This is a genomic window from Alkalihalobacillus phoenicis, assembly GCF_047302405.1.
Classification (GTDB): domain Bacteria; phylum Bacillota; class Bacilli; order Bacillales; family Bacillaceae_D; genus Alkalihalobacillus.
On sequence record NZ_CP154853.1, the window covers coordinates 2,887,300 to 2,913,379 of the forward strand.

Annotated in this window: 25 protein-coding genes and 1 riboswitch; of the genes, 3 read left to right on the plus strand and 22 right to left on the minus strand. The window is 38.0% G+C overall.

What is annotated here, in order from left to right; genetic code table 11:
- Positions 1–67 precede the first annotated feature (67 nt).
- The 6 genes from AA0017_RS13780 to rnhA form a co-directional block, all read right to left on the minus strand.
- Positions 68–1,396, minus strand: a complete 1,329-nt coding sequence (locus tag AA0017_RS13780) for a hypothetical protein (RefSeq protein WP_413375233.1) — start codon at positions 1,394–1,396, stop codon at positions 68–70.
- A 10-nt stretch (positions 1,397–1,406) separates the two neighbouring features.
- The gene (locus AA0017_RS13785) at positions 1,407–2,513 is read right to left on the minus strand and encodes a DUF58 domain-containing protein (protein WP_413375235.1); all 1,107 of its coding nucleotides are present in this window, start codon (positions 2,511–2,513) and stop codon (positions 1,407–1,409) included.
- Between the two features lies 1 nt (position 2,514).
- Positions 2,515–3,486 carry an AAA family ATPase gene (locus AA0017_RS13790; protein WP_413375237.1) on the minus strand — a complete coding sequence of 324 codons (972 nt, stop codon included), beginning with the start codon at positions 3,484–3,486 and terminating at the stop codon, positions 2,515–2,517.
- 249 nt (positions 3,487–3,735) lie between these two features.
- Positions 3,736–5,355 carry a gamma-glutamyltransferase gene (ggt, locus tag AA0017_RS13795; protein WP_413375239.1) on the minus strand — a complete coding sequence of 540 codons (1,620 nt, stop codon included), beginning with the start codon at positions 5,353–5,355 and terminating at the stop codon, positions 3,736–3,738.
- A 594-nt stretch (positions 5,356–5,949) separates the two neighbouring features.
- A complete protein-coding gene (locus AA0017_RS13800) occupies positions 5,950–7,317 on the minus strand; it encodes an aldehyde dehydrogenase (RefSeq protein WP_413375241.1) in 1,368 nt (455 codons plus the stop codon).
- Between the two features lie 26 nt (positions 7,318–7,343).
- A complete protein-coding gene (gene rnhA / locus AA0017_RS13805) occupies positions 7,344–7,973 on the minus strand; it encodes a ribonuclease H (protein WP_413375243.1) in 630 nt (209 codons plus the stop codon).
- An 86-nt stretch (positions 7,974–8,059) separates the two neighbouring features.
- On the opposite strand from rnhA, the gene AA0017_RS13810 reads away from it, so the two are divergent.
- Positions 8,060–8,197: a hypothetical protein gene (locus tag AA0017_RS13810; RefSeq protein WP_003324720.1), complete on the plus strand. Its 138-nt coding sequence runs from the start codon at positions 8,060–8,062 to the stop codon at positions 8,195–8,197.
- Between the two features lie 171 nt (positions 8,198–8,368).
- Here AA0017_RS13810 and AA0017_RS13815 read toward each other — a convergent pair whose 3' ends face one another.
- A complete protein-coding gene (locus AA0017_RS13815) occupies positions 8,369–8,500 on the minus strand; it encodes a hypothetical protein (protein WP_413375244.1) in 132 nt (43 codons plus the stop codon).
- A gap of 943 nt (positions 8,501–9,443) precedes the next feature.
- Between AA0017_RS13815 and AA0017_RS13820 the strand changes: the two genes are divergently transcribed.
- Positions 9,444–9,695, plus strand: coding sequence for a hypothetical protein (locus AA0017_RS13820; RefSeq protein WP_413375246.1), 252 nt, complete (start codon positions 9,444–9,446; stop codon positions 9,693–9,695).
- Here the strand turns inward: AA0017_RS13820 and AA0017_RS13825 are convergent.
- The 4 genes from AA0017_RS13825 to AA0017_RS13840 all read right to left on the minus strand — a co-directional run bounded on the left by AA0017_RS13825 (position 9,688) and on the right by AA0017_RS13840 (position 13,193).
- Entirely contained in the window at positions 9,688–10,584 is an 897-nt protein-coding gene (locus tag AA0017_RS13825; protein ID WP_413375248.1) for a polysaccharide deacetylase family protein, read from the minus strand. The two genes, AA0017_RS13820 and AA0017_RS13825, sit on opposite strands and share 8 nt — an antisense overlap.
- A 79-nt stretch (positions 10,585–10,663) precedes the next feature.
- Positions 10,664–11,005, minus strand: a complete 342-nt coding sequence (locus tag AA0017_RS13830; protein WP_413375250.1) for a hypothetical protein — start codon at positions 11,003–11,005, stop codon at positions 10,664–10,666.
- A gap of 133 nt (positions 11,006–11,138) precedes the next feature.
- Positions 11,139–12,506 (minus strand): sodium-dependent transporter, encoded by a 1,368-nt coding sequence (locus AA0017_RS13835; RefSeq protein ID WP_413375252.1) that lies wholly within the window; start codon positions 12,504–12,506, stop codon positions 11,139–11,141.
- A gap of 282 nt (positions 12,507–12,788) precedes the next feature.
- Positions 12,789–13,193, minus strand: a complete 405-nt coding sequence (locus AA0017_RS13840; protein WP_413375254.1) for a thiol-disulfide oxidoreductase DCC family protein — start codon at positions 13,191–13,193, stop codon at positions 12,789–12,791.
- 454 nt (positions 13,194–13,647) lie between these two features.
- Between AA0017_RS13840 and mreBH the strand changes: the two genes are divergently transcribed.
- Positions 13,648–14,655 (plus strand): rod-share determining protein MreBH, encoded by a 1,008-nt coding sequence (gene mreBH, locus AA0017_RS13845; RefSeq protein WP_413375256.1) that lies wholly within the window; start codon positions 13,648–13,650, stop codon positions 14,653–14,655.
- 46 nt (positions 14,656–14,701) lie between these two features.
- Here mreBH and AA0017_RS13850 read toward each other — a convergent pair whose 3' ends face one another.
- The 11 genes from AA0017_RS13850 to treR form a co-directional block, all read right to left on the minus strand.
- Entirely contained in the window at positions 14,702–16,060 is a 1,359-nt protein-coding gene (locus AA0017_RS13850) for an L-cystine transporter (protein ID WP_413382596.1), read from the minus strand.
- Between the two features lie 250 nt (positions 16,061–16,310).
- Positions 16,311–17,105 (minus strand): carbon-nitrogen family hydrolase, encoded by a 795-nt coding sequence (locus AA0017_RS13855; RefSeq protein ID WP_413375258.1) that lies wholly within the window; start codon positions 17,103–17,105, stop codon positions 16,311–16,313.
- 122 nt (positions 17,106–17,227) lie between these two features.
- Positions 17,228–17,392: a hypothetical protein gene (locus AA0017_RS13860; protein ID WP_413375260.1), complete on the minus strand. Its 165-nt coding sequence runs from the start codon at positions 17,390–17,392 to the stop codon at positions 17,228–17,230.
- 25 nt (positions 17,393–17,417) lie between these two features.
- Complete coding sequence (locus AA0017_RS13865; protein ID WP_413382598.1) at positions 17,418–18,329, minus strand: SDR family oxidoreductase; 912 nt, start codon at positions 18,327–18,329, stop codon at positions 17,418–17,420.
- A 258-nt stretch (positions 18,330–18,587) separates the two neighbouring features.
- Complete coding sequence (locus AA0017_RS13870) at positions 18,588–18,776, minus strand: CsbD family protein (protein ID WP_413375262.1); 189 nt, start codon at positions 18,774–18,776, stop codon at positions 18,588–18,590.
- A 299-nt stretch (positions 18,777–19,075) separates the two neighbouring features.
- Complete coding sequence (gene thiT / locus AA0017_RS13875) at positions 19,076–19,621, minus strand: energy-coupled thiamine transporter ThiT (RefSeq protein ID WP_413375264.1); 546 nt, start codon at positions 19,619–19,621, stop codon at positions 19,076–19,078.
- 81 nt (positions 19,622–19,702) lie between these two features.
- Positions 19,703–19,803: riboswitch (TPP riboswitch) on the minus strand.
- Between the two features lie 56 nt (positions 19,804–19,859).
- Entirely contained in the window at positions 19,860–21,758 is a 1,899-nt protein-coding gene (locus AA0017_RS13880; protein ID WP_413375266.1) for an ABC-F family ATP-binding cassette domain-containing protein, read from the minus strand.
- Between the two features lie 91 nt (positions 21,759–21,849).
- Positions 21,850–22,935 carry a nitric oxide synthase oxygenase gene (locus AA0017_RS13885; RefSeq protein WP_413375268.1) on the minus strand — a complete coding sequence of 362 codons (1,086 nt, stop codon included), beginning with the start codon at positions 22,933–22,935 and terminating at the stop codon, positions 21,850–21,852.
- Positions 22,936–23,022: 87 nt separating this feature from the next.
- A complete protein-coding gene (locus AA0017_RS13890; RefSeq protein ID WP_413375270.1) occupies positions 23,023–23,511 on the minus strand; it encodes a glutathione peroxidase in 489 nt (162 codons plus the stop codon).
- Between the two features lie 175 nt (positions 23,512–23,686).
- Positions 23,687–24,937: an NlpC/P60 family protein gene (locus AA0017_RS13895; protein ID WP_413375272.1), complete on the minus strand. Its 1,251-nt coding sequence runs from the start codon at positions 24,935–24,937 to the stop codon at positions 23,687–23,689.
- Positions 24,938–25,358: 421 nt separating this feature from the next.
- Positions 25,359–26,072 (minus strand): trehalose operon repressor, encoded by a 714-nt coding sequence (gene treR, locus AA0017_RS13900; RefSeq protein ID WP_413375274.1) that lies wholly within the window; start codon positions 26,070–26,072, stop codon positions 25,359–25,361.
- Positions 26,073–26,080 lie beyond the last annotated feature (8 nt).

Sequence of the window (26,080 nt, forward strand, 5' to 3'; positions counted from 1 at the left end):
TTTCTTTAGAAAAGTTGACTCAACTCTCATTCCCCCTTCACTTGTTCGAAAAAGTCATCTATTTATTTTATTTTTGAGCTTGTGTACTTATCTCATCAATCCATTTTTTTATCTGTTCAACATCTTTATCTTTTATTGAAATAGAATCTAGACCATACCTCGCTAGATTGTAACGATCATTCATTAAATGAAATTCCTTTTTAGACGTCCGTTTCTCTCTTTCTAACAAAAGCAATAGCTCATGTGCTGTGTCACTTTTATGAATAGAAAAACCATTTAGCTTTTCTTTTTTCATCAACTGTCTAAATAGAAAACGGACCTTCTCTTGATTCGTTTCGAAATCGTCAATGGTTAGCTTTCGCGATAGCTTCGTTTGGAACCATTCTTTTGTTCTTTTCTGCCATCGCTTACGTAAATCACTTAATGTCATAAGCTTTTCTTTTTCATCAACAAAAGCTTCCTCATCTTTTTGTTTGGAATTTGAAAAGAAACCATTGATTCCTTTTTGGAGCCAGCTTACGAAACGCTTAGACTTACTCAACATTAAAATAACAAAGAAAAGGACCGTGACAAAAATGAAGAAGAGCACAAACGCATTAACCCAAAGGACACTACCTTCTACTTCACTATTCCCACCAAGGTCTATCAATGATAATTCGTCTTCTTCAAAAGCGGGCGGGACAAAATCTGACTCTCCAGAGAAATCAGGGGAAATAAGTGTAATCAGATAAACAAATCCGCTCCATAAAAAACGAATCGTTTCCTGAATATAACGTCCACCAACAACAAATAAAAGAAAGGCAATAAAACCGATTAAATAAAGTCGATTTTGTCTTTTCGTCCCTTTACTTAAAAATGGGTTTACCCGATTCACTAACGTTGCTTCTTTTAAATGCCTAGTATTCGTATAAAATAAAGTGATAACGACGTAAAAAACACCTACTCCATTCAGAATAGCTTCATAGGGCATTAAGACCATATACATTCGGAAAAAGAAATACGCAAAAAAGTAGCCAAGCAACCCATACCACATTAATCGAACCGGTACTAAATCTTCTATATAATGACGGCTATAATAGAAAGCCCTCATACTAACTGCCACCAAAAAAATAAAAACGAGCGATAATGATGGTCCACTTGCCGGCAACAACAGGAACGCAATAAAAAAAACAAGCACAAACGCAACTAACACTCGTGACCATCGTTGCTTTAATTGAAGCCGTTTCCCTATGAATAAACTGAGTCCAAATATGAGATAAACGATGATGAACCAGACCCAAATGACTTGCTCCGAATAAGCAACAATCCCTATGTACAAGAGCAATGGAAAAAAAACAAGCAGCTCTAATAATGATTTAGCCCATTTTCTAAAAAATAACCCTACATCCAACTTCACTCACCAACTCCTATGCTTGCTTTTTGTTTCCCACATCTTTTAACCAAATGATTTCAACGGAATTTCCTAATCTCTTAAGTTTTTCGATTTGTTTTTTCATTTCCACATCGACCATTTCTGTTATGATAAAAATATCTCTTCCGGACTGTCTTGTCTCAATATCTTGCTGCAAAAACTGCACAAACGAAATACTTTTCGTTACATGCAGCTTCGCTAACTTTTCATAGATCGCATGTAATTGAGCCTTACTAGCCTTTGGTGTCATCCGAATCGGTTGCTTAAAATTGGTGATTTTTTGTTCCGTATCCAATGTATAAGAATTACAGCCAAATCCTGTTTCAATCCCGTTTTTTATCGTATATGTAGCCATAGTAGCCGCATAAGATATCGCCATTTCCATTAAATCTTCATATTGCTCTCGAGACCAATTCTGATAGTTTTGATCAAAATTAATATAAATCATTAGATGATAATCAGCCGTGTAATCCTTTTTATTGACCTGCAAGTCACCGGTACGAACAGAGGCATTCCAATTGACACTTTTTAACGTATCGTTTGGACCATACGGACGAACCCCCGCATTCACAAACGGGTCCTCTTGAATCCATCGTCTTACAATCGTATCCCCTTGCCAGCTTTTAGATGGTAACGGCAACTCTTTTATAGTTAAAAGCTTCGGATAAACGAGCATTTCACATTCAACTTTTCGTGTCTCAAATGGTTGCACAAAACCAAACAGATCGCCACTCGTCATTGTGACAGATTTCAGCGGATAATAACCTCTTTTCGTACATTCAATCAGATGACGTCTTTTCACCTTTTGGTACGGTGCTAACGTAAATAAACTTCGATGGTAGGCTTCTCCTACAATCGAAAGGTTTTCCTGTGACTTAAACCTTAAACTTTTATCCATTCTCGATTCCAAGCGAATCCACGGTAAAGGTAAAAGCTTTCGGTTGACAATAATTTCAGTCATTTCCGTTTTTTCACCAGCAAAAACCGCTCGATCATTCATATAGCGTTCGTACTCAACATCGTTTAATGCCCATTTTTGGTAACAAGACATCTGAATAAAAACGAGCAATGCTGTAATCGTCACTAATGCAGCAACCGCCATTTTATCTGTTCGCTCCTTTTTGTAACAATTCTTTCTCTAGTGGAACTTCAACATCAGTAAGGATTTTTTCGTTTAATTCATCATGCAAGGAAGCTTCTTGATACAACTGTTTGGAAACAATTCTGTGACTTAGGACCGGTTTACAAAGTTTCTTAATATCATCTGGCTCAACATAATCACGCCCTTGCAAAATCGCATAAACTTGCACCGCTTTAAGTAGGGCTTGACTACCACGTGGACTTACTCCAAGCTCAATATCTGGATGGTTTCTCGTTTTTTCCACAATTTCCATTATGTATGATAATAACTCATCACTGACATAAACATCTGAGTAAATGTCCTGTGCTTTAATGATATCCTCTTGACTAGCAACCGCTTGTAAACTATCTAAAGGGTTCGATTCTTTAAAACGTTTTAAAATGGAAATGCCATCTTCTTTTGAAGGATAGCCCATCGATATTTTGAGCAAAAATCGATCAAGCTGTGCTTCTGGTAACGGAAACGTCCCTTGACTCTCGACTGGGTTTTGGGTAGCAATCACCATAAATGGACGATTTAATGGATGCGTCTCTCCATCAATCGTCACTTGTCTCTCTTCCATACACTCAAGTAAACTAGATTGAGTTCTTGGCGTCGCTCGATTAATTTCATCAGCAAGTAGTAAATTCGTAAATAGCGGCCCAGCTCTAAACTCAAATTCACCTGACTTTTGATTAAAAAATTGAATTCCTGTTAAATCGGTCGGCAATAAATCCGGCGTAAACTGAATTCTTTTAAACTGAACCCCTAACGACCTAGAAATCGCTTTGGCTAACAAAGTCTTCCCCGTGCCTGGTACATCATCCAATAACACATGGCTTGATGAAAATAATCCAACTAACAATAAGTCAAGGACCTCATCCTTACCCACAATTACTTTTTGAACATTTTCTTTTAATGATTGAGCTAATGTTTGAATGTCATTCATTTTCACAATATACGAACCCCTTTAATCTGATGATTTTCTTAGAAGCACTGTAAGCTTTTTTTCCTCTTCCAACAAAGCAGTACTACCAACTACCTATTTAGACAAAAATATCCTTTTTCCTTCATAAAAAGTAAAATTGATGGAAGTGATGAGGATTTCAAAAAAAGAGAGTAACCTAATTATATTGTAAAATAACTAGGCTACCCTCGAACTTAATAACTTAAAATGAGCAGATATTTAATTTGTTTTCATCAACTACCATGCGGCAATACAGCCGTCCGTTCGCGACTCCGTTCCCCCTTGCAAAACACCTGATTCCTGATCACGCCAAATGATTTGTCCTCTGCCAAAAGGAGCTTCGTCAACTGTCATTTGGATGTGATGACCTAAACGATTTAACTGTTTCGCTATATCTGCTGGGAATGACTGCTCCAAAAAGACCACCTTATCCTTTTGCCACATCCATCGTGGTGCATCCAAAGCGGCCTGTGGATTAAGTTTAAAATCAATCGAATTCATTATGACCTGTACATGACCTTGTGGTTGCATAAATTCGCCCATCACACCAAAGGGACCAACTGCTTGATCATCTTTTGTTAAGAAGCCAGGAATAATCGTATGATACGTCCGTTTTCCAGGTCTTAACGCATTATCATGGTCTTTGTTTAGTGAGAAGTTATGCCCCCGGTTTTGCATCGCAATTCCTGTCCCTGGAACCACCACTCCAGAGCCAAAGCCATTGTAATTACTTTGGATAAACGAAACCATATTTCCATCAGCATCAGCTGTTGCAATATAAACCGTTCCCCCACCAAGTGGTTGACCTGGTTTTGGTATAAGAGCTTTTTCACCGATTAATTCTCTTCTTTTAGAAATATATTCTTCTGATAGAAGCTGCTCTGGAGTTACCTTCATTTCTTTTGGATCGGTAATATAGGTCATACCATCAACAAACGCTAGTTTCATTGCTTCAATTTGTTTATGATAGGTTTCAACATGGTTTCTTTCATTAAAAGTGTACCCTTCTAATATTTTGAGCGTCTCTAAAGCGACAAGCCCTTGACCGTTCGGTGGAATTTCCCAAACGCGATAACCACGGTAATCAATCGAAATTGGATTAACCCACTCTGGCTGATAGGCTTCTAAGTCCTCTCTTCTTAAAAAACCACCATATTCTTGAAAGTGATGACTAATTTTATCAGCTAAGGAACCGGTATAAAACGATTCGGCCTCCGTCTTAGCTAGTTCTTTTAATGTAGCAGCCTGTTCAGGAGATCGCCATATGTCGCCCGCTTTTGGAGGCTGACCGTTTGGAGCAAAAGTTAAAAACCACGGTTTAAACACTTGATCCGTTAAAACCGTTTGATAAAGTTCAAAGGCTTTTTGCCAATTTTTCGCTAAGGTAGGTGATACGGGGTAACCATTTTCAGCATAATCAATCGCAGGTTCTAACAGGTTAGCAAATGGGAGCTTTCCAAACCTCCTCGATAACTCTGCCCATGCACGTGGACTTCCTGGAACCGTCACTGGAATCATGCCATACCGCGGCATCTCATCTACATGTCCAGCTTGATTGACCGCTTCTATCGAGAGCCCTTTTGGTGCTTGTCCACTCCCATTTAAACCATAAAGTTCACTGTTGACCCAGACGAGAGCAAAACAATCGGAGCCAATTCCATTTGAAGTCGGCTCAACAACAGTTAAACAAGCTGCCGTTGCTATCGCAGCATCGATCGCATTTCCACCTTGTTTGAGCATATCTAATCCAGCTTGTGCTGCTAATGGCTGTGAGGTCGCCACCATCCCCTTTTTAGCAAAAGTAACATTTCTTTTAGACGAATATGGATAATGATGTGCGTCATTATGTATTGGCATAAAGGCGTCCCTTCTCTCTTATAATCTATGGTTACATCACTTATTTTTAATAATATTCAGTATAATCCAATATTTATATTGAGTCTAGCTTACACTATTTTATGACAGACTACCTCGATAGGCAGTGAATGAAGCCATTCGTCTTGCTTAGTTGGCTTTTATCTGCTTCATTGGTCGCGTATGATTCCCTTTGGCCTTTCCTATCAGCTTCTTCTGGCTTCATTGGCTTCCTATGATTCCCTTTGGCTATCCCGATTGGCTTCTTCCGACTTCATTGCCCCCTTATGATTCCCTTTGGCCTTCCCTATTAGCTTCTTCTGGCTTCATTGCCCCCTTATGATTCCCTTTGTCCTTTCCGATTAGCTTCTTCCGGCTTCATGCACCTCTTAAAAAATCGCTCAACAACGCAAAAGCACCTCTCCCATTTCGCTCCTGCTTTCTAAAAATAGAAAGCTAGAATTGAAGGAGAGGTGCTTCTTGTATTCTATGAAACAGAATTGAAAACGTGAATGATTTAACTAACAGCACTAAATGAGAACACATCATGCTCATAATATGAAGCAACAAATAACTAACTACTAATACTACAAATGTCTATTTCATTAATTTCTTTAAAACGGTAGTCGTTAATTTGTTTTGTTTATACCTGACTGCTAGATCAAATTTAGTCGTTTGTTTCAAAATACTTTTTCGATGTGAAAATGCATTAAAGCTTTCATAGCCATGATAAGCTCCCATCCCACTTTCACCAACTCCACCAAATGGCAAATATGGGGTCGCTAAATGCATGACCGTATCATTCACACAACCGCCACCAAAAGAAAGACTTTCTAATACTTTTTGTTCGACCTCTTTATTTTCCGTAAATAAATAAAGAGCAAGTGGATTCGGTCGTTCTCTGACGATTGAAAAGACTTCATTTAAATTTTGATAAACAAAGACAGGCAAAATCGGACCAAAAATTTCCTCTTCCATTAAAGCCGAAGTCAACGAGACATTCTCCATAACAGTTGGTTCTATTTTCAATGAGCCTTCCTCATATTCACCACCAATAATGACATCTCCCTCATCAAGAAATTTCACCAACCTCTTAAAATGTCTATCACTCACAATGCGTACATATTTACCTTTTTTCACTTTATCTTCTTTAAAACGTTTAATTTCCTTTTTTAACTCGGCAAGAAATTCTTCTTTCACCTCTTCATCAACTAACAAGTAATCGGGAGCGACACAAGTTTGACCAGCGTTTAAGAATTTACCAAAAACGATTCGTTTTGCAGCCAAGTCTAATTTTGCATCCTTATCAACAATAACCGGACTTTTCCCACCTAATTCAAGCGTTAATGGTGTTAAGTGTTTGGACGCAGCCTCCATGACCACTTTCCCCACGCCCACACTTCCTGTAAAAAAGATATAATCAAACGGTTCATCAAGTAAGGCTTGACTTTCTTCCACAGCTCCCTCTACGACATGAATAAACTCTTTCGGAAATGCAGAATTAATAACATTTGTAATCGCTCTTGATACATTAGGTGTCAATTCAGAAGGTTTAATAACTGCACAGTTTCCAGCCGCAATCGCCCCAATTAAAGGTGAAAAAGCTAATTGCACAGGATAATTCCATGGTGCAATAATTAACGCTACTCCATATGGTTCATGCTGAATAAACCCTTGAGACCCTACATGAGTAACGACCGTTTTCACCTTTTCCGGTTTAACCCAATCAGCAAGATGTTTTTTCATATGATTAATTTCTTGATAGAGCATCGACATTTCTGTCAGAAAAGCTTCTTCTTTACTTTTGTTCAAGTCCTTTGCTAACGCATCAAAAAACAAGCGTTCATTTTCCTTTAAGACAACTTTTAACTTTTCAAGTTGTGCCAATCTAAAATCAAGCTTTTTCGTCTCTCCGTCATAAAAAAACTCTTTTTGTTTCATACGTAATTGTGCGAACAAGTGCATCACCCTTTCTCGATTGGTGTTCCGTTTTATTTTCTTCCATAATCGGCTTTAATTTCTCCCCAAGATTCCGTTTGCCACTTAATAATTTGATTCTCATAACGGTTTTCATGTAACCATTTCTCTGCTCGTTCTACTAGTTCCCAAATATAAGCGGTCTCCTTATTACGAACTAATGTCGCATTGGCCTTTTTTTGCTTAACCCATTTCATACCTGTAACGGAATCCGAATAAATCGGCTTAGTGCTCCCTTGTTCTTTTAAATACGCGAGCCCATGCACAATCGCAAGAAATTCCCCCATATTATTTGTTCCAACTGGGATTTCCTCATGAGCAAATAAAACCTCACCCGTCTTTGTATCGACTCCCTTGTATTCAATAATACCAGGGTTCCCCCTACTCCCAACATCAACCGAGATGCTATCCCAAATGATTTCTGATGGATCTACTTTTGTCTTTGTCGATTTTTTTGTGCCACTTTTCTTAGCACTTGAAGAAGAAGGTCGATTCGCAAAAGCTTCCTTTGCTTCCTTTTCAGTCGGGAATGATTTAAAACGAGCCCCTTGAAAGCCCTTTACTTGCTTTTCACATTCTGCCCATGTCGTAAAAATCCCTTTTTTTCTACCTTCCCAAACAACATAAAATTTACCTTTAGCCAAAATGACACCCTCTTTTGTATAGAAATAATGATTAATCAAATAGTAACAATGAATGTTATTTTATACAACGAAAGGAGCTAATCAAATTGAAGAAACGAAATAGACAAAAGAATAAAGCCGAAACCAATAATCAAACGCCTACAGAATCGATGTTTAACGAAGAAGTAGCAAGTGAAATAATCGATAACGGCCATAATAAAGCCAACAAGAAGAGAAAAAAATAAAAGTGGAATATGAATGGCACTCCTATCATTTTCAAGTAGGAAGTGCCTTTTGTATGTATGCTATTTATTAACTTCAACGCACCATTTTCTTTTTTGTTTGTATGCCACGTAGCCGTTCTTTATGACGTGAGTACCTTCCTCTTTCTCACATTCTCTGTCGCATCCGCTTCTTTACGTCGCATGTGCCTTCCCCTTTTTCACATTCTCTGTCGCATCCGCTTCTTTACGACGCGTGCGACTCTCGTTTTTCACATTCCCTGCCGTATCCGCTTCTTTACGTCGCCTGCAACTCCTCTTTCTCACATTCCCTGTCGTATCCCCGGCTTTACGACGCGTGCGACTCCTTCTTTCCCACACTCCCTGCCGTATCCGCTTCTTTACGTCGCGTCCGACTCCCTCTTTTTCACATTCCCTGCCGTATCCGCTTCTTTACGTCGCGTCCGACTCCCTCTTTCTCACATTCCCTGTCGTATCCGCTTCTTTACGTCGCGTCCGACTCCCTCTTTTTCACATTCCCTGTCGTATCCCCGGCTTTACGCCGCTTGCAACTCCTCTTTCTCACATTCCCTGTCGTATCCGCTTCTTTACGTCGCGTCCGACTCCCTCTTTTTCACATTCCCTGTCGTATCCCCGGCTTTACGCCGCTTGCAACTCCTCTTTCTCACATTCCCTGTCGTATCTCCGGCTTTACGACGCCTGCGACTCCTTCTTTCCCATATCCCCTGTCGTATCTCCGGCTTTACGACACATGCGACTCCTTGTTCCCCACATTCCCCGCCGCGTCTCTAACTCTTTGCAACCCGCACGACTTTCCTTCCTTATCCCCCCCACGAGTCAACACTTTTACAACACGATTCCTCTTTAACACTACTCATATCTCAACATCCTTGTTTAGACTTTCCATTTTTTGTTCAAAATAAAGATAAATCTAGCTACGTCCGTTAGAAGCTCGAGAAAATCGCCCATCTGAGTGAAGACAAAGAGCGTCTTCATCAGCTGTTCTTGCCCACAGGACGTGGGTACAAGGCGTTGCGGCAGGATGACGCGAACTTAGCGTTGCTCCTTAATATTCTCGCTTCTGACCAAACGGACTCCGCTTTATAATCAATCTAGCTGCGCCTGTTAGAAGCTCGAGAAAAATCAGCTGTCTTTATGAAGACAAAGAGCGTCTTCAAAAGCCATCTTGTATTTTTTCTCGCTTCTGACCGAACAGGCTCCGCTTTATAAGTAAAGGAGGTTTTTTCTCATGGAAATTACGATTCATAAAAAACGTTCTGTTAAAGAAGCCGGTGATTTAATTGCGACTGTTGATAATAAGCTTTACGCTCTTATTGAAGATGAGGATGATAAATATCCGTATCTTTTATTAAATTTGCAAACGTTTAAAATTATTCAAAACTATGATTCTCTCCCGACTAATCAGGAGTTAGAATTTGATATTGAAGCGGAGCTAAGTGGTGTGTACCATCATGAAGATGCCGAGATTAACATTAATTAAGGTCGTATTGCGATAGTGTAACAAACTCATAACCTTCATCTAATAAACCCTTGACTGCCCGCTTAACCCCTTCTGCTGTTCCTGAGCTCGGCTGATTCATATGTAATAGCGCAATCGATCCGGGCTGTGCTCCCATCAAAGCTTGATGTACCTGTTCAGCGGAAAAGGTCGCACCTGCATCCCCTAACACATCAAAGTTTACGACTTGTAAACCGAGCTTCTCGACAATTTCCACAGCAACCTCATCATAAAAGGCCGTCCCAGAACGAAAGAAGGTAGGTTCCACTTTAGTAAATTCAGCAATTGCGATTTGATTTTCGAGCACTTCTTCAACGATTTCTTCTATACTAGTCGTTCCCTCAATGCCCCAAGCTTCGTTACCATCGATTGATAATGGTAAGTGGTCACTTCCATGATTTTCGATTTCAAATAAAGGATTGGCAACCAGCTCTTGAAAAATCGCTTCATTAGAAAGAATCCAGCGTTTATTAATAAACAATGTTGCTGGAATTTCCTCTTCACGTAAAAAAGAAATCAACTCCTCGTCATACTCACCTCCATAAGGTCCACCACAAGCGTCAAATGTCAAAGCTATCACTTGCTCCTCTGTATTTAGTCTTGTTTTAACCCCTGTTACATTCTCTCCCCATTCCGTTGCTGTTCGTCCTTCGTATTCCGTTAAGTCCGTTTCTTTCTTTTTTTGAATGGATGCAAGTAAATCCGTTACCTTTGAATCTGTCGTTTCCTTTATTTCATTCTCACTAGTATCCTCTTTTGGGTCTTCTTGAACTAGGTCCACCTCTTCCGTTTCATCTATCCCCCTATCTGTCTGACAAGCGATTAAAAGAAAGAGCACCATTAATAAACACATAATCATTTTTATTTTCATTATAGCCTCCAATTATAAAAGTTATCTTACGGGCAAAAAGAAAACCCTAAGCTCTAATTGAACTTAGGGTACGGCCATCCTACTCTTTTTGAGAAGATTGCTCTGTTTCCACTTCTTCTTGTTGCTGTTCGTACCAGTTATCTAGCACCTTTGCATCCATTACTTTGGACTCTACAAAGATAATTTGTTTGTCTGTAAATGGCTGCTGCCAATTCAACTCTAAATCAGATACAGTTTGAACAATGGTCAACAACTCTTGCCATGCTACATAACGTTTATACCAGAAAAACTGTGGCTGCTCAGTCATGTATGGGTACAAATCATCAAACTCCGTGTGCTTACAATCAATTGTTCGTTCAAATTGATTTTTAGCTTGAGCTAACTTTTCCTCAAAGTAAACTTGTAGCTTGCTGTTATCCATCTTAGTCCCTCCTGCTTGATGCTTAAAATGCATCTTGTTGTGTTGCTTCTATCATAACATGACTTTTATTAATCAACATAGCCAAATATGATTAAATTTTGTCAATTTTTACTTTTCTCACAATTATAAAATTCTAGGAGAAAAGCTGGAAAACACCAAGTACGTCTAAAAATATAATAATAATGGCAAGAGGAATCATATACTTCACTAAAAAATACCAGCAAGCAAAGAAACGTTTGCCCACATTTGATCCTTGTTTAATTTCATTCAACAGTCTTTCTTTTGGAACCTTCCTCGTGATAAATAAAGCGACTAATAATGCCCCTACTGGTAATAAGATATTGCTAGCTAAATAATCTAAGGAATCAAAGAAGGTTAAGTTAAATAGCTGAAAGTCTGCTAAAACGCCGTATGAAAGAGCTGATGGTATTCCAACTATAAAAATAATGGTTCCAATTCCCCAACTAAATTTCACACGCTTTTGTTGATCTCCTTTTGAAAAAGTCGCCACAATAATTTCTAATAACGAAAAAGCCGAAGTTAAAGCAGCAAAGAAAAACAAGATAAAAAAGGCTAACATAAACAGGATTCCTAATGGCATTTGATTAAAAATCGTTGGCAATACAACAAAGATCAAAGCTGGACCTTCACTTGGTTCAAGTCCGAATGTAAAGACACCAGGGAAAATCATTAACCCAGCTAGTAACGCAACAATAATATTCATAACCCCAATAATGGATGCTGTTAATGGAAGGTTCTGTTTTTTCGATACATAAGAACTATACGTAACCATGACAGATACCCCTAGAGACAAAGCAAAAAAGGCTTGTCCTAAAGCAAATAAAATCGTTTCTGATTGTATATTTGACCATTCTGGTTTTAATAAAAATTGAACGCCTTCCCAAGCCCCTTCTAAAGTCAAGGATCTTGCGGCGATAATGACTAAAAGGATAAGCAATGCTGGCATCATAATTTTGCTTGCTCGTTCAATCCCTGACTGAACCCCTTTTGAAATAACATAAATCGTCATAAGCATAAATAAAGCTTGCGCCCCTAAAGCTCTCCATGGACTTGCAATCATCTCTCCAAATTTATTCGATAGCTGCTCTACCGTTAAGTTATTCATCTGACCTGTTACTGTTTCAAAAATATAAAGTAAACTCCAGCCACCAATAACACTATAGAACGATAATATTAAAAAACAGGCAACAACCCCAATCCATCCTGTAATCGGCCAGAACGATTTGGGGGCTAGCTCTTTATAAGTAGAGACTGCTTCTTTTCCTGTTGTTCTTCCTAAGACAAACTCTCCAATTAATAAAGGTAACCCAATTAAAAAAGTAAATAATAAAAATAATAAAAAGAAGGCCCCGCCTCCACTCGTTCCCGCTATATATGGGAACTTCCAAATCGCTCCTAATCCTATTGCTGTCCCCGCTGTGGCAAATACAAAACCAAGCTTCGAAGACCATTGCTCTTGTTGTTGACTCACACTTCTCATACCCTTCTCTCTTATACTCCAGTCTTCCTTATATTCTCATCAATTGACTATGATTATACAATCAGACTTTATCGCTTTAAATGAACGAATGTCCCTATATTAGCAAAGCAATACCATTAGGACAAGGGTAAAATGAGAATCTGTTTATTTTTTCGCACTATTGTCTATATTCATTTTCTAGTTTTGGTAATGTTTATGAGAAAAGGCTTGATAATGCCTTTAAATAGGAAAAAAAATAGGATGCATTTTCTTCCCTTAAATTAAGTTCGAAAACAGACGCCATTATTCCAAAAACCTTTCCCTTTCTTCTTTTGTAGGTAATCGGCAAGTTGATTTCGTTCCAAAAAACCGATAGCGATTTTTCGCAAACCAAAAATAAAACCGGTCCCTCAACCTCCTAGGAACAACTCTAAATAAGCGTAGCCACTGCCAATACCACGATAACTTTGGAATAATTTTTAATATAGCTTCTGAATGGAGGTATGCTTCATTTTGCCGAATAACAATGACTGAATCAACTGCTGGGTCAATACGGTGCTTTTGAATGAGTTGTTGGCCTATTTCTGATTGAATAGAAGCAAATTTAAAATGCTGTTGCTTATCGTGTTTAAGCAAAAAATCAACAGTCTTATTGCAAACATTACAAACTCCGTCGAATAAAATAATCCCATCGTGATCGATTTTCAATACTAAACACACCCCTGTTTTAAAACATGATTTACTTATAGTTTAATCTGTCTGAATTTATTTGCATAGATAAACCCTTTAACCTACATTTTTTATGAAAATTTTTTAATTTTTATGTTTTAAACTTTCAAGAGCGGGTATACCATTATTGAACGAGTGAAGATTAATGCATCTTTATTCCTCACCCCCTTTATTTTTGAACCTCATTACCTTCTTTTCTGAAGGTTTATGGGGTTCCTTTTTTATAAAACAAAACAAAAGACCTACACCAAAATGACTACTAGCTGTTTTTTTGGAAGACCCTTCCTAATAATACGCTTTATATTAAAAATATCCCATAATGATCTCATATTCTTACATAGAAGATAAGCTGTAGGACACTATGAAAATCGTAAAATGCTTGATAAAATGACTACCTATGAAAATAACTTCTAATAGAAAAGTTGGTGCTATTATGTGGTCTACTGCAGAAATCGGAATAGACTTAGGAACAGCAAATTTGCTGGTATATACAAAAGATAAAGGAATTGTTATAAATGAGCCTTCTGTTGTGGCATTAAACACAGAAACGAAAGAAGTACTTGCCGTTGGAACAGAAGCGAAAAATATGGTTGGAAAAACACCTGCCAACATTATCGCTGTTCGCCCTTTAAGAGATGGTGTCATCGCTGATTTTGATGTAACGAGTGATTTGTTAAAAGCGGTCATGAGAAAAGCAAGTAAAAAATTAGGGTTATCGATGAGAAAACCAAATGTTGTCGTCTGTGCCCCTTCTGGCTCAACCTCTGTCGAGCGTCGTGCTATTTTGGATGCTGTACGGAGCTGTGGAGCTAAAAATGTCCATATCATCGAAGAGCCTGTCGCGGCTGCTATCGGTTCTGATTTGCCCGTTAGCGAACCGATAGCCAATGTGGTCGTCGATATCGGTGGTGGGACAACAGAAGTTGCGATCATCTCATTCGGTGGTGTTGTTTCTTGTAACTCTGTCCGTGTTGGAGGAGACAAGCTTGATGACGCGATTATTCAATATGTACGTAAACAATACAATATTTTAATTGGGGAACGAACTTCCGAACAAGTAAAAATGGAAATTGGTTATACCCCAATCGAGCACGAAGAATTAACGATGGAAGTGAGAGGTCGCGACTTAGTTAATGGACTACCAAAGACGATTACCTTAACATCCTCTGAAATTCAATCAGCCTTACATGAATCTATGGTGCAATTACTAGAAGCTATTCGTGCGACGTTAGAAAACTGTCCACCTGAATTAAGTGGTGACATTGTCGATCGTGGTGTAATGGTTACAGGTGGAGGAGCTTTACTAAACGGCATGCAAGAATGGTTATCGGATGAGATTTCCGTACCGGTTCATATTGCACCAAGTCCATTAGAATCTGTTGCGATCGGGACTGGCCGTTCATTAAAGTTTATTGATAAACTACAAAAAGCAACTGTATAAGAAGAAATCCCGTAAAGCCCTTCTGGACTTACGGGATTTCTTCTTTTTAAATATCTTGTGCCTCTAATCGTTGAGTTTGATCATTATAAACCGTTTCGTCAAGCTCCTTCGTCCATTTTCCAGTTAACGTACCTGCTGTCATACTCCCACTTACGTTAACAGCTGTTCGACCCATATCAATTAGCGGCTCGACTGAAATCAATAAACCAGCTAAAGCAATCGGCATATCTAGGGCTGATAAAACGAGTAAAGCAGCAAATGTTGCTCCTCCTCCAACACCAGCAACCCCAAAGGAACTAATAGCCACCACAACAATTAACGTAAAAAGAAACCCTGGATCTAGTGGATTAATCCCTACTGTTGGGGCAATCATCACAGCTAGCATTGCTGGATAAATTCCGGCACAACCGTTTTGACCAATCGATAAGCCAAATGACCCTGCAAAGTTAGCTGTTCCTTCTGGTACACCTAATTTGCGTTGTGTCTCAATATTTAAAGGTAATGCACCAGCACTCGTTCTTGAGGTAAAAGCAAAAGCTAATACAGGGAATGCTTTTTTCACATACGTAATTGGATTTAATCCTGATATTAATAATAACAATAAATGAATAATAAACATGACAATTAAGGCTACATATGAAGCAACAACAAATTTTCCAAGGTTGGCAATCGAAGCTAAATCACTCGTTGCTGCCGTGCGGGTCATAATCGCTAACACCCCATATGGAGTTAATCTAATAATCATTTTAACGACACGCATGACAATTGCATGGATTGAATCAATAATCTTTGCAAACATTGCAGCTTGTGCTGGTTCTTTTCGTCTAACTCCTAAATAAGCGATTCCTAAGAAAATAGCAAAGATAACGACCGCAATCGTTGAAGTAGACCTAGCACCAGTAAAATCTAAAAATGGATTAGCTGGAAGCAACTGAATCACTTGCTGAGGGAAAGTCAAACCTTCGACATTATTTGTATAGTTTTCCTCCATTGCCGCTCCACGAGCGATTTCTGCTTCTCCTTGCTCAATTTCAATCGCTTCTAAGTTAAAACCAAGCGTCGTAACGATTCCAACAGTGGCAGCAATAGCTGTCGTTCCAACTAGAATAGCAATAATTAGGGTACTAACTTTCCCAAGGTTTTTCGTTATCGTTAGCTTCGTAAAGGCAGCTAAGATTGAAATAAAAATTAAAGGCATGACAATCATTTGTAAAAATCGAATATAACCGGTTCCAACAATATTATACCAACTTGTCGTTTCTACGATAATCTCAGATGATGAACCATATACCCATTGAAGTACTAACCCAAAAACAATCCCTACACCTAGAGCCGTAAACACTCTTTTAGAAAAGGAAATCTGCTTCTTTTGCATGACATATAAACCAAAAATAAATAATAGCATAATGACAATGTTTAAAATGGTAAACACTTAAACCCTCCCCCTTCTTATCGTAGATCATTTTACAAGATTATTCCTATCAGCTAGGTAGGAATAATCTATTTTATTCAACTTAACTGAAAATAGACCTAACTTATTTCCGATCTCTATTTTTTCTTTTCTCTAGTAGCTAAACACCGATGAACTCTCCTTCTGATTAGAAAGAAAAAAGAGCTGTTCCAACTTTGGAACAGCTCCTTCATTAAAAGATATCCTATTTATAAAGGTGAGGAACACGACTTTTAAAAACTGGAACATTCTCACGTATTTCCGCAACTTCTTCAAGCTCTAATTTCGCCCTTAAAGTCTCTTGTTTATCTTTTGCTCCTTTTAAGATAACCTCTCCCCAAGGGTTAATAAACATAGAGCGTCCGGAAAATAAAGTTCCCTCATCTTCTCCCACTCTATTACAAGAAATTAAATAAATCTGATTTTCAATGGCTCTTGCTTGCTGTAATACTTCCCAATGAATCGCACGCACCTCAGGCCACTCAGCGACAACAAATAACAATTCAACGCCTTCTACAGCTAAGGAACGGGCCAGCTCTGGAAAGCGCAGATCATAACAAATAATAATTCCCATCTTATGACCATCCAAAGTAAACGATTCAACCTTTTGCCTGCCACCAGTTAAATACTTCGGTTCATCTAACATAGGCACAAGGTGAATTTTATCATATTCATAAATAAGCTCACCTTCACGATTAAAAATGAGGGCTCGGTTATAAATCTCACCTGCTTCCTTCACAGCAATAGAGCCTCCAACAATGTTAACTTGATAAAATTTAGCTAGATCACTTAAAAATTGAATCGTTTCTCCATTTGGTGTATCTGCTGTTTTAGCTAAATCTTTTAATCGATACGCCGTCGTCCACATTTCAGGTAACACTAAAACATCCGTATTTTCATCAACAGTCATTTGTTCCTTCACCCAAGCTTCAACGACCCGCCTGTTAGCCTCCGGATCTCCTGGGGTAATATCCATTTGAAAACATGCAACATGTAACATCTCGATTCCACCCTTCACTTCATCTACTATTCTTAACTTACTTCCTTATTGATAGATTAGCGTATTTAAATAGAAAGCAAAAGAAAAAAGCATTGTTAAAGTAGGAGGTGGAATCGTTCTCGTTAAATAAGCGGAAAATCACTTTTATAAACTGGGTTCGTATAAAAAGGCGGTCTTGGCCCTATTTTTTGCATCGTCCAAGAGTGATCGATATAATGCATTGTGACCAAATCATCAGATTCATTTAATAAAAGCAACACCATTTCAGGATTAAATTCAAATCGCATTCCTTCTCCTCCTTTCAAAGTCACATTAGGAGTTAGTTGCTTCTCCTCCATTCACATGAAGAACCTGCCCCGTGACAAAACTGGCATCATCTGAAGCAAGATACACATAAGTCGGGGCCAATTCAAACGGTTGTGCCATTCGTTCCATTGGGTTTAATGAACCAAAGGTGGCAACTTGATCAGCCGTGAAACTGGCAGGAATTAAAGGGGTCCAAATCCGTCCTGGGGCTACTGCATTCACTCTGATTCCCTTTTTAATCACATTCTTAGCTAGTGCTCTAGTAAATCCAACAATCGCTCCCTTGGTAGCTGTATAGTCAATCATTTGTTCTTCGCCATTATACGTCACAACTGATGTCGTCCCAATAATCGAACTGCCAGGTTTCATATAAGGCAATGCCGCTCTTGTCGTATAAAAATGCGAATAAATATTCACTTTAAATGTGTCATCAAACTGTTCATCCGTAATATCGGTTAAATCCTTTTGTTGAAATTGGATGCCGACATTATTCACGAGAATATCTAAACGATTCCACTTTTCAATCGTCTTCTCAACAATCGCCACACTTTGCTTTTTCTCCCGAACATCACCTGGCAATAATAAACATTGCCTGCCTAGCTCTTCAATTCTTTTTTTCGTTCGATTGGCATCATCATGTTCATCTAAATAAGATATCGCTATATCTGCTCCCTCTTTCGCATAAGCGATAGCGGTGGCGGCTCCAATCCCACTATCTCCACCAGTAATTAGAGCAACCTTATCCTTTAATTTTCCACTCCCTTTATAATGAGGATTTTCCAAAATTGGTAGAGGCACCATTAACGCGTCTACACCAGGCTGCCTTAATTGCCTTTGTTCAGGGGCACTGATAGGTATTTCTTCATACCGTGTGATTTTTCCATAATTACGGTAAAGCGGATAAGGCGTAGAGCGCATCGTTTCTAAAAATTTTTGCTGTAATTCATTAATCTTTTGCAGTTGCTCCTGTTCATCTTTTGACACATAACCCCTCCTCGTTTTAACTTCTATGCTATGTATATGAGACTTGAAATGATTCATGCAAAACCAAAAACCCCTATACTAGCATAGCCAGTATAGGGGTCAATCTATATAATCAATTCGTCTAAGCGAATCCCTTGTTAACCTAAACGAATTGTTTGAACAAAAAGGGGATTGAATGAACAGCTTATCGTTTTAGTTCCAGCTATTCACTTCTTTTTCTGCCTCTTCTTTGGATTTACCGTACCTTTCTTGAATTTTCCCAATTAACTTATCCTTGTCTCCGTCCACTTGTTGTAAATCATCATCGGTTAATTTCCCCCACTTTTTCTTCGCTTCACCTTTCATTTGATTCCATTTACCTTTCCATTTCACTTGTTCCATTTGTTTTTCCTCCTCTAAAGTAAAATTCTTATCGTTGCTTACTCTTTCATTTACCGTTATCGATAGCCTTCAAACACAGAATCGCTTTTTTTCATCATTTATCAAAATCAGCGGCAATTTTACGAAACAACATCTGAGGCATCTAACAACATGAAGGTGAGGAGACTCACGCTCGCCCGCTATTGCTGTTAGCATGCAGCTGGCGGAGTATGTTAACTAATGTAACCATTTTTTAAGATTAGCCCGTTTTCAGTGGCTTCAAGTACCTAAACAGTCATTTTGGAACGGGCTTTTTGAGCTTATATCTTTTTCACATTAAAAAACTGTGGATAGCTTTTCACAAAAATAATTAAAACTGCTAAAGTGATAAGCATTTGCGGAACAAGGTAGGAGGCATTATAAAAAGCCGAATAGGCTAAATCATTCCATCCATCTGGCGTAAATTCGGAAAACCAAATGACACCTGAAGCAAAATGGGATAAAAAGCGTAGAAGCGTTGCAAAAATCACGCCAATAATAAGTGAAGTCACTTTAGGCACTTGACCTTTTTTCACAAAGAGAGCAGCAAAACCAAGCAATAAAAATGGAACTGGATAATCTAACAGTAGTTGGATTGGATGAACAACGTATGGACTAATTAATAAATCAACAAGACCGGTAATCAAACCAGTTAATACCCCAACTTTCCAGCCACGACGAAAAGCAATAATAAATAATGGAATCATTTCTAAGGAGATCGAACCTCCATTTGGCCAAAAAGCATTAATCTTTACTAAACTTAATAACGTTGCGAGCCCTGCAATCACTGCTACCTCAATCATAATCACTAAACGTTCTCTTTCCAAACGAAAAACATCCCCTCTATGCGTAACCACAGGGGGATGTCATCCGTTGCACAATATGAACAGACTAAATCCATAAGTGCAAAACCGTAAACACCACTTCCCTACGCTAGTTTTACCTAGATCAGGTTCCAAGAGTTAAGGTTATTACCTCTCTCAGTCAAACGACACCCCTAGTGGTTATCTAATTATTTTTTTCATTGTAACATAAGTAGTTTCTATGTGGTAGACCATTTCCTTATTAATCCGTTTCAAACTCCTCAACTAGTAACGATAACTCCTCCCATCTCTCCATCGCTTTCTCTAATTCGTCATTCAGCTGCTTTTGTTCAGCAAGGAGTTTTTCAATCATCGTAAAATCACTCCCAGCTGCTGCAATTTCTTCTTCAATACTCTCTAGTTTCTCTTCTAAGCTTGAAATTTTTCCTTCAATCGTTTCCCAATCCTTTTGGTCCTTATAAGATAGTTTCTTTTTCTTTTGTGCTTTTGTTGAAGTCGCTTGAGCTTTCGCTACCTGTTGTTTATCCCGTTGTTCTTGTTCTTTCTCTTCATTCGCCATTTCCAAATAATCGCTATAGCTACCTTGAAAACGATTAATGTCCCCTTTCCCATTAAAAACAAGCAAATGATGGGCGATCCGATCGAGGAAATAACGATCATGCGATACGGTCACAACTACACCTGGGAATTGCTCCAAATAATCTTCTAATACTGATAACGTTTCTGTGTCTAAATCGTTTGTCGGCTCATCCAGGAAGAGTACATTAGGCTCTGCCATTAACACTCGAAGTAAATAAAGTCTTCGTCTCTCCCCACCTGATAAACGACGGATGTAAGTCCAATGCATCGAACGCGGAAATAAAAAACGCTCTAGCATTTGCTCCGCAGTGATGACATCACCTGATTTTGTATAAACGATTTCAGCGATTTCCTTAATATATTCGATGACTTTTAAATCTCCATCAATTTCATGGTCTTCCTGTGTATAATAACCAAATTCGACTGTTTCCCCGACATGAACCTCGCCTTTTTCAGGTTGAAGTCTTCCTGCCATAATGTTTAATAAGGATGACTTTCCACTCCCATTCGGCCCAATAATTCCGAGTCGTTCTCCTTTTACAAGCAAATAATCAAATGGATAAAAGAGCTCCTTTCCTGAAAAAGAATGACTTACTCCCTTTAATTCAATTACATCATTACCTAGACGTTTGGAACCAATCGCAAAATCGAACTCTCTCGTTTCCTGTTTAAATTCTTGGTCTTTTAGATCATGAACTCGGTCAATTCGAGCTTTTTGTTTTGTCGTCCTTGCTTTTGCTCCTCTTTGCAGCCAAGCTAATTCTCTTCTTAATAAATTTTGGCGTTTACTTTCCTGCTGTGTTTCAATTTCTTCTCTTTCTGCTTTTTTCTCCAAAAACACTTCATAATTTCCTTGATAACGGAAAAGTCGACCACGGTCCAACTCAAATATTTGGTTTGTTACCCTATTAAGAAAATAACGATCATGGGTAATGACGATAAAAGAGCCTTTGTATTGCCCAAGAAAACCTTCTAACCATTCAATCGTTTCATTGTCCAAATGGTTTGTAGGTTCATCCAACAACAAAAGATCGACTGGATTAATAAGAGCCTTCGCAATCGCGACTCTTTTTTTCTGGCCACCAGAAAGCTCTGAAACTTTTTTTCCAAACTCTTTAATACCCAGTTTTGTTAAAATCGTCTTTGCGACCGTATTCGCTTCCCACGCCTCTAATCTATCCATGTCTTGTTGGAGTTTCATTAAAGTTTGGAGTTTTTTCTCATCATTCGATAACTCTAACTCAAATAATGCCTGCTCATAACGACGCATCGTCACCATAATAGGCGTTTCTCCATAATAAATTTGTTCTAACACAGTTAGATCCAGATCTAAATCAGGCTGTTGGGCTAAGTACTCGACTTGAAAATCATTAGCATGAATAAATTTACCATTATCGGCTTCTTCAATCCGTGCGATCGCTTTTAAAAGAGATGATTTTCCAGTTCCGTTAACCCCAATCAAACCAATCCGTTCTTTTTCATTAATTGTAAAATTGAGATCTTGAAATAAAACCTTTTCTCCAAATGTTTTTGTTAAATGTTCTATTTGTAATAAACTCATTCTCATTCATTCCTTATCAAAGCACTGGACTAATATTCCTATGCCTATTTCTATCATTTATTAAAGGCAACTATATCCTAAAATCCCTTTATCAAAGTTCATCTTTGCGAAAATAATTAGGGGTAACGATTCTATTTTCATATTGTTGATGAAATATATGAGTCGTTGCCGGTGATATCGGTGGAATTAACCAAGTCCAATCACCTGTTACATCTCGATTCACTTGTGCTTCCTTCTCTTCAAACCTTTTAAATTGTTTGGCGGCTGTATGATGATCAACAATGCTGACACCTGCTTTTTTGTACGAATATAACACGGCTCTATTTAACTCTATTAATGCCTCATCTCTCCATAAAGAGGAATCACGTTCCTGATTTAAGTGAAATATTTTAGCGACTCGTCTTAAAAGATCGTAACGAAATGGATCAGCAAAATTTCGAGCTGCAATTTCGGTTCCCATATACCATCCATTAAACGGGGCAGCTGAATAACGAATCCCTCCTATTTCAAGTACCATATCCGAAATAATCGGAACAGCATACCACTTTAACCCGAGTTCAGTTACATGTTCATTTGTCGGATGTTCGATATCAACCTCTACAATTAAATGTTCTGGAATAGCAAGCCACTGAGGTTTTTCCTCTCCTATTTGTACGACGATTGGCAATAATTGAAAATCAGCTCTAGTGCCTTGCCACCCCAAGTCCAAACAAACTTTTGTAAATTCAATTGAAGCCGGATCGCCGATTATACCATTTTCTGTTTCAAAACCTGCATAACGAAATAATTGGTGATTGAGGATTTTAACTTCGGGATGACTCGGATGATCAGCTCGAAAAATCGTAATCGTTGGTCGGATTTTTCCATGATTCGTTGCATATTGAATATGTTCAAATAATTCATGGTGAATATCAGAGGCTGTTTCGACATGCCTTGCATCACGAACATGCATAGAATCCCAAAAGAGGCGACCAATACATTTATTGCTATTACGCCAAGCCATTTTCGCACCATGACTTAATTCTTCGTATGTATGATGATAAGTACCTGTTTGTTCAATTTCTTCATGTACTTCATTTAATCTCCTCTTTAATTCCTGCTCTGATTTTGCAAGTTCATAATAGCATGTTTCAAAAAATTGTTTTGCTTCATTAAAAAGATTTTTCTTTGAAAACATTTTTCTCCTCCTAATCCCCACCATAAATCGATTGATACAAGAAAATAAGTGGTTCATCTTATAAAAATGAACCACAAAACCTATTGATTACTTCTTTTCATTTAAAAGCTTTACGATGTCACCCTCTAATTTCTCTGGTGCGGTTTGCGGGGAGAAGCGCTCTACTACTTCCCCCTCTTCATTGACAAGAAATTTAGTGAAGTTCCATTTTATTTCCGAGCTTAAAACCCCTTTTTTCGCTTTTTTTAAATGTTTATATAACGGATCGGCACCAGAGCCATTCACTTTAATTTTCGAAAATAACGGAAATGTTACACCGTGATTCAATTTACAAACTTCTTCCATTTTATCATTTGATAATGGCTCTTGGTTCATAAACTGATTACTAGGAAATCCTAATACCACTAAACCTTCCTCTTTGTACTTTTGATGGAGCTCTTCTAATCCATTAAACTGAGGGGCTAAGCCACACTTGGTTGCCGTATTAACAATTAACAAAACATTACCTTTATATTTTTCTAATGCAATATCGGTCCCTTTTGGTGTCTTTACTGAAAAATCGAATACATTCGTCATAAAAGTCTCCTTTATTATATCAGTCTTTTCTTTATTATACTAAGTGGCCTATCAATATTCGAGCATTACACCTATTTATCATCCATTGTTTTAATTTATTATAAACGGGAATAGGGCATTATAGCGAAAAAAGACTTACCTTCTTTAACGAAAGTAAGCCTGAGTTCTTGTTAGATTAATGTACGCGTACAACACGTCCGCTGAAAGTATTATTCCAGTAACCACTTGACATGTCCGCAATCGCTACACCAGTTGAGCTTTGTGCACCGATAAATTTATTATTTCCAAGATAAATTCCAACGTGACCATCTGTTTTATAAGTGTTAAAGAAAACAAGGTCTCCAGGTTGTCTATCCCCAGCTGCAATTTGTTTACCAGCATATCTTAAACCATCCGTGCTTGCAGGAACACTGTAACCAGCTTGTCCCATTGCCCATGCGACAAAAGCTGAACAATCAAATCGACCTGCTGCAATGTCAGCTGCTGAACGTCCACCACCGAATACATAGACAGAGTTTCCAATGTATTTACGACCAGCATCCATCGCAACTTGAATACTACCATTTCCACTTGAAGCAGGAGCTGGTGATGAAGAAGCTGATGATGCATTTGATGTTGTTGTTGATGAATCTGTTGTTGTCGCTGAAGTTAAAGATACAGTCGCTGAACGATCAACTACTTCGTTTTGACGTGCTTCGATATTAGCTGCTTCAGAAGCTAGTTCACTATCTCTTGCTTGTAAACTACTTTTTTCCTCTTTTGCTAATTTCACTTTATCTTGTACTTCTGCTTTTAACACTTCATTTTGTTCTTGTTGTTCTAAGATGTGATGCTTCATACCATCTAGTTCAACTTTTTTCTCTTGAAGTTCTTCTAATTTAGTTGCAACCTCTACACGAGCCTCTTCGACTTTTGCTTGATCTGCTTCTAAACTTTCAATCATCGTGTTATCCGCTTCGGCAATTTTTGTTACAGCTACAACACGGTCAATAAAATTACTAAAACTAGTAGAACCGAAAACAACTTCTAAGAAATTAGAATTCGAACCGCCATTTTGATGATAAGAAACAGCACGTTGTTTTAATAGTTCAAAGCGAGCTTCAATTTGCTCTTCTAAAATCTTAATCTCTTCTTCAAGAGTTGCAATTTCAGCTTCTGTAACGGCAATACCTTCTTCTGTGTCATCAATCATCTTCTGGTTGTCAATGATCGCCTGCTCCACTCGAGCAATTTGTTCATTAATTTGCTGAATTTCTTTTTCTAAAGCTGTTAACTCTTCGTCTTGCTTGGCAATCTCACTTTGAATGGTATCACGCTCTGACTCAATACGGTCTAAATCTGCATTTGCTGATGCAGTTGGTGCAAATAGACTTGATAAACCAAGAGCAAAAACTGTACCCAAGATTAAATGCTTCTGCTTACGCATAAATTCCCCTACTTTCAGTAATAGTCAATATTAATTGTTTTTATTTAATGTTAACGACGAACTTTTATGTATAACGACAAAAAACTTATAAATCTATTTATTTTCTTTCACGATTTGAAGTATATCATCAAAAAATGACAAAGACATGTTAGTAGTATTACAATTATATTTCTATTGTTACAAAAACAACTCGTTTTGTAATATAAAATAAGGCTAATTTCGGGTTAATATTCCTATAAAACACTTAGATTACTAGAAAAAGGAGTGATTTAATCCCTTTTTTCACTTTACTCTCTTAAACTACTAGTTCCTTTTTTAAAATTCAATATTACAGGAATGTTACAAGAGGTCACTAGCGAAAGGTTTTCTATTACAAACAAAAGACTCGCTGCCCTTTTTTTGTGACAGCAAGTCTTCGAAGTTATTTAATTCGGCGAGCAAAATCAACAAATCGAAACTTATCTGTCCGATGACGAGATTCCGTATATTGGAATAAACTAGCGTCTTCTAGATATACAAGACTTCTTACGACAACGATATTCGAAAATCCTTCAAGGTCAAGCAAACTTTTATCCTCTTCTGTTACATTTTCAACTGTTATTTCCTTTTTTGCGAAGCTAATGGCTAAACCTAATTCATTTTCTACATATTGATAAATCGAATGCTCACATTGTTCCTTTGTAATCATGGGGACATGACTCTTCAGCAAAAAATCTTTATCAAGGATAATGTTTTCATCATCAATTTGGCGGACACGAATAATTTCCCATACACGCTCATTTGGATGGAAAGCCCCATCCAACAATGGTTCGATGATTGGTTTATCCTCTAATGAAATCACTTCTGTTTTCGACTTATTTCCAATTGATTTAGCTAATTCTTTAAAGCTCACAAGCCCAGTAACGGGAAATTGGATTTTTGGATTATTTAATACGAGTGAGCCTTTGCCCTGGATCTTTTGAATAAATCCGTGTTCTGACAAGAGTTTTAATGCCTTTCGTATCGTTTCCCTTGAGGCCTGAAAACTTTCCACTAGTTCGTGTTCTGAAGGCAAATAATCATTTTTTTGATAGAAGCCTTGTTGTATATCGTTTTTTAATTGTTCATAAATAAGTTTAAATTTATTTTGCTTCACCAAGATTC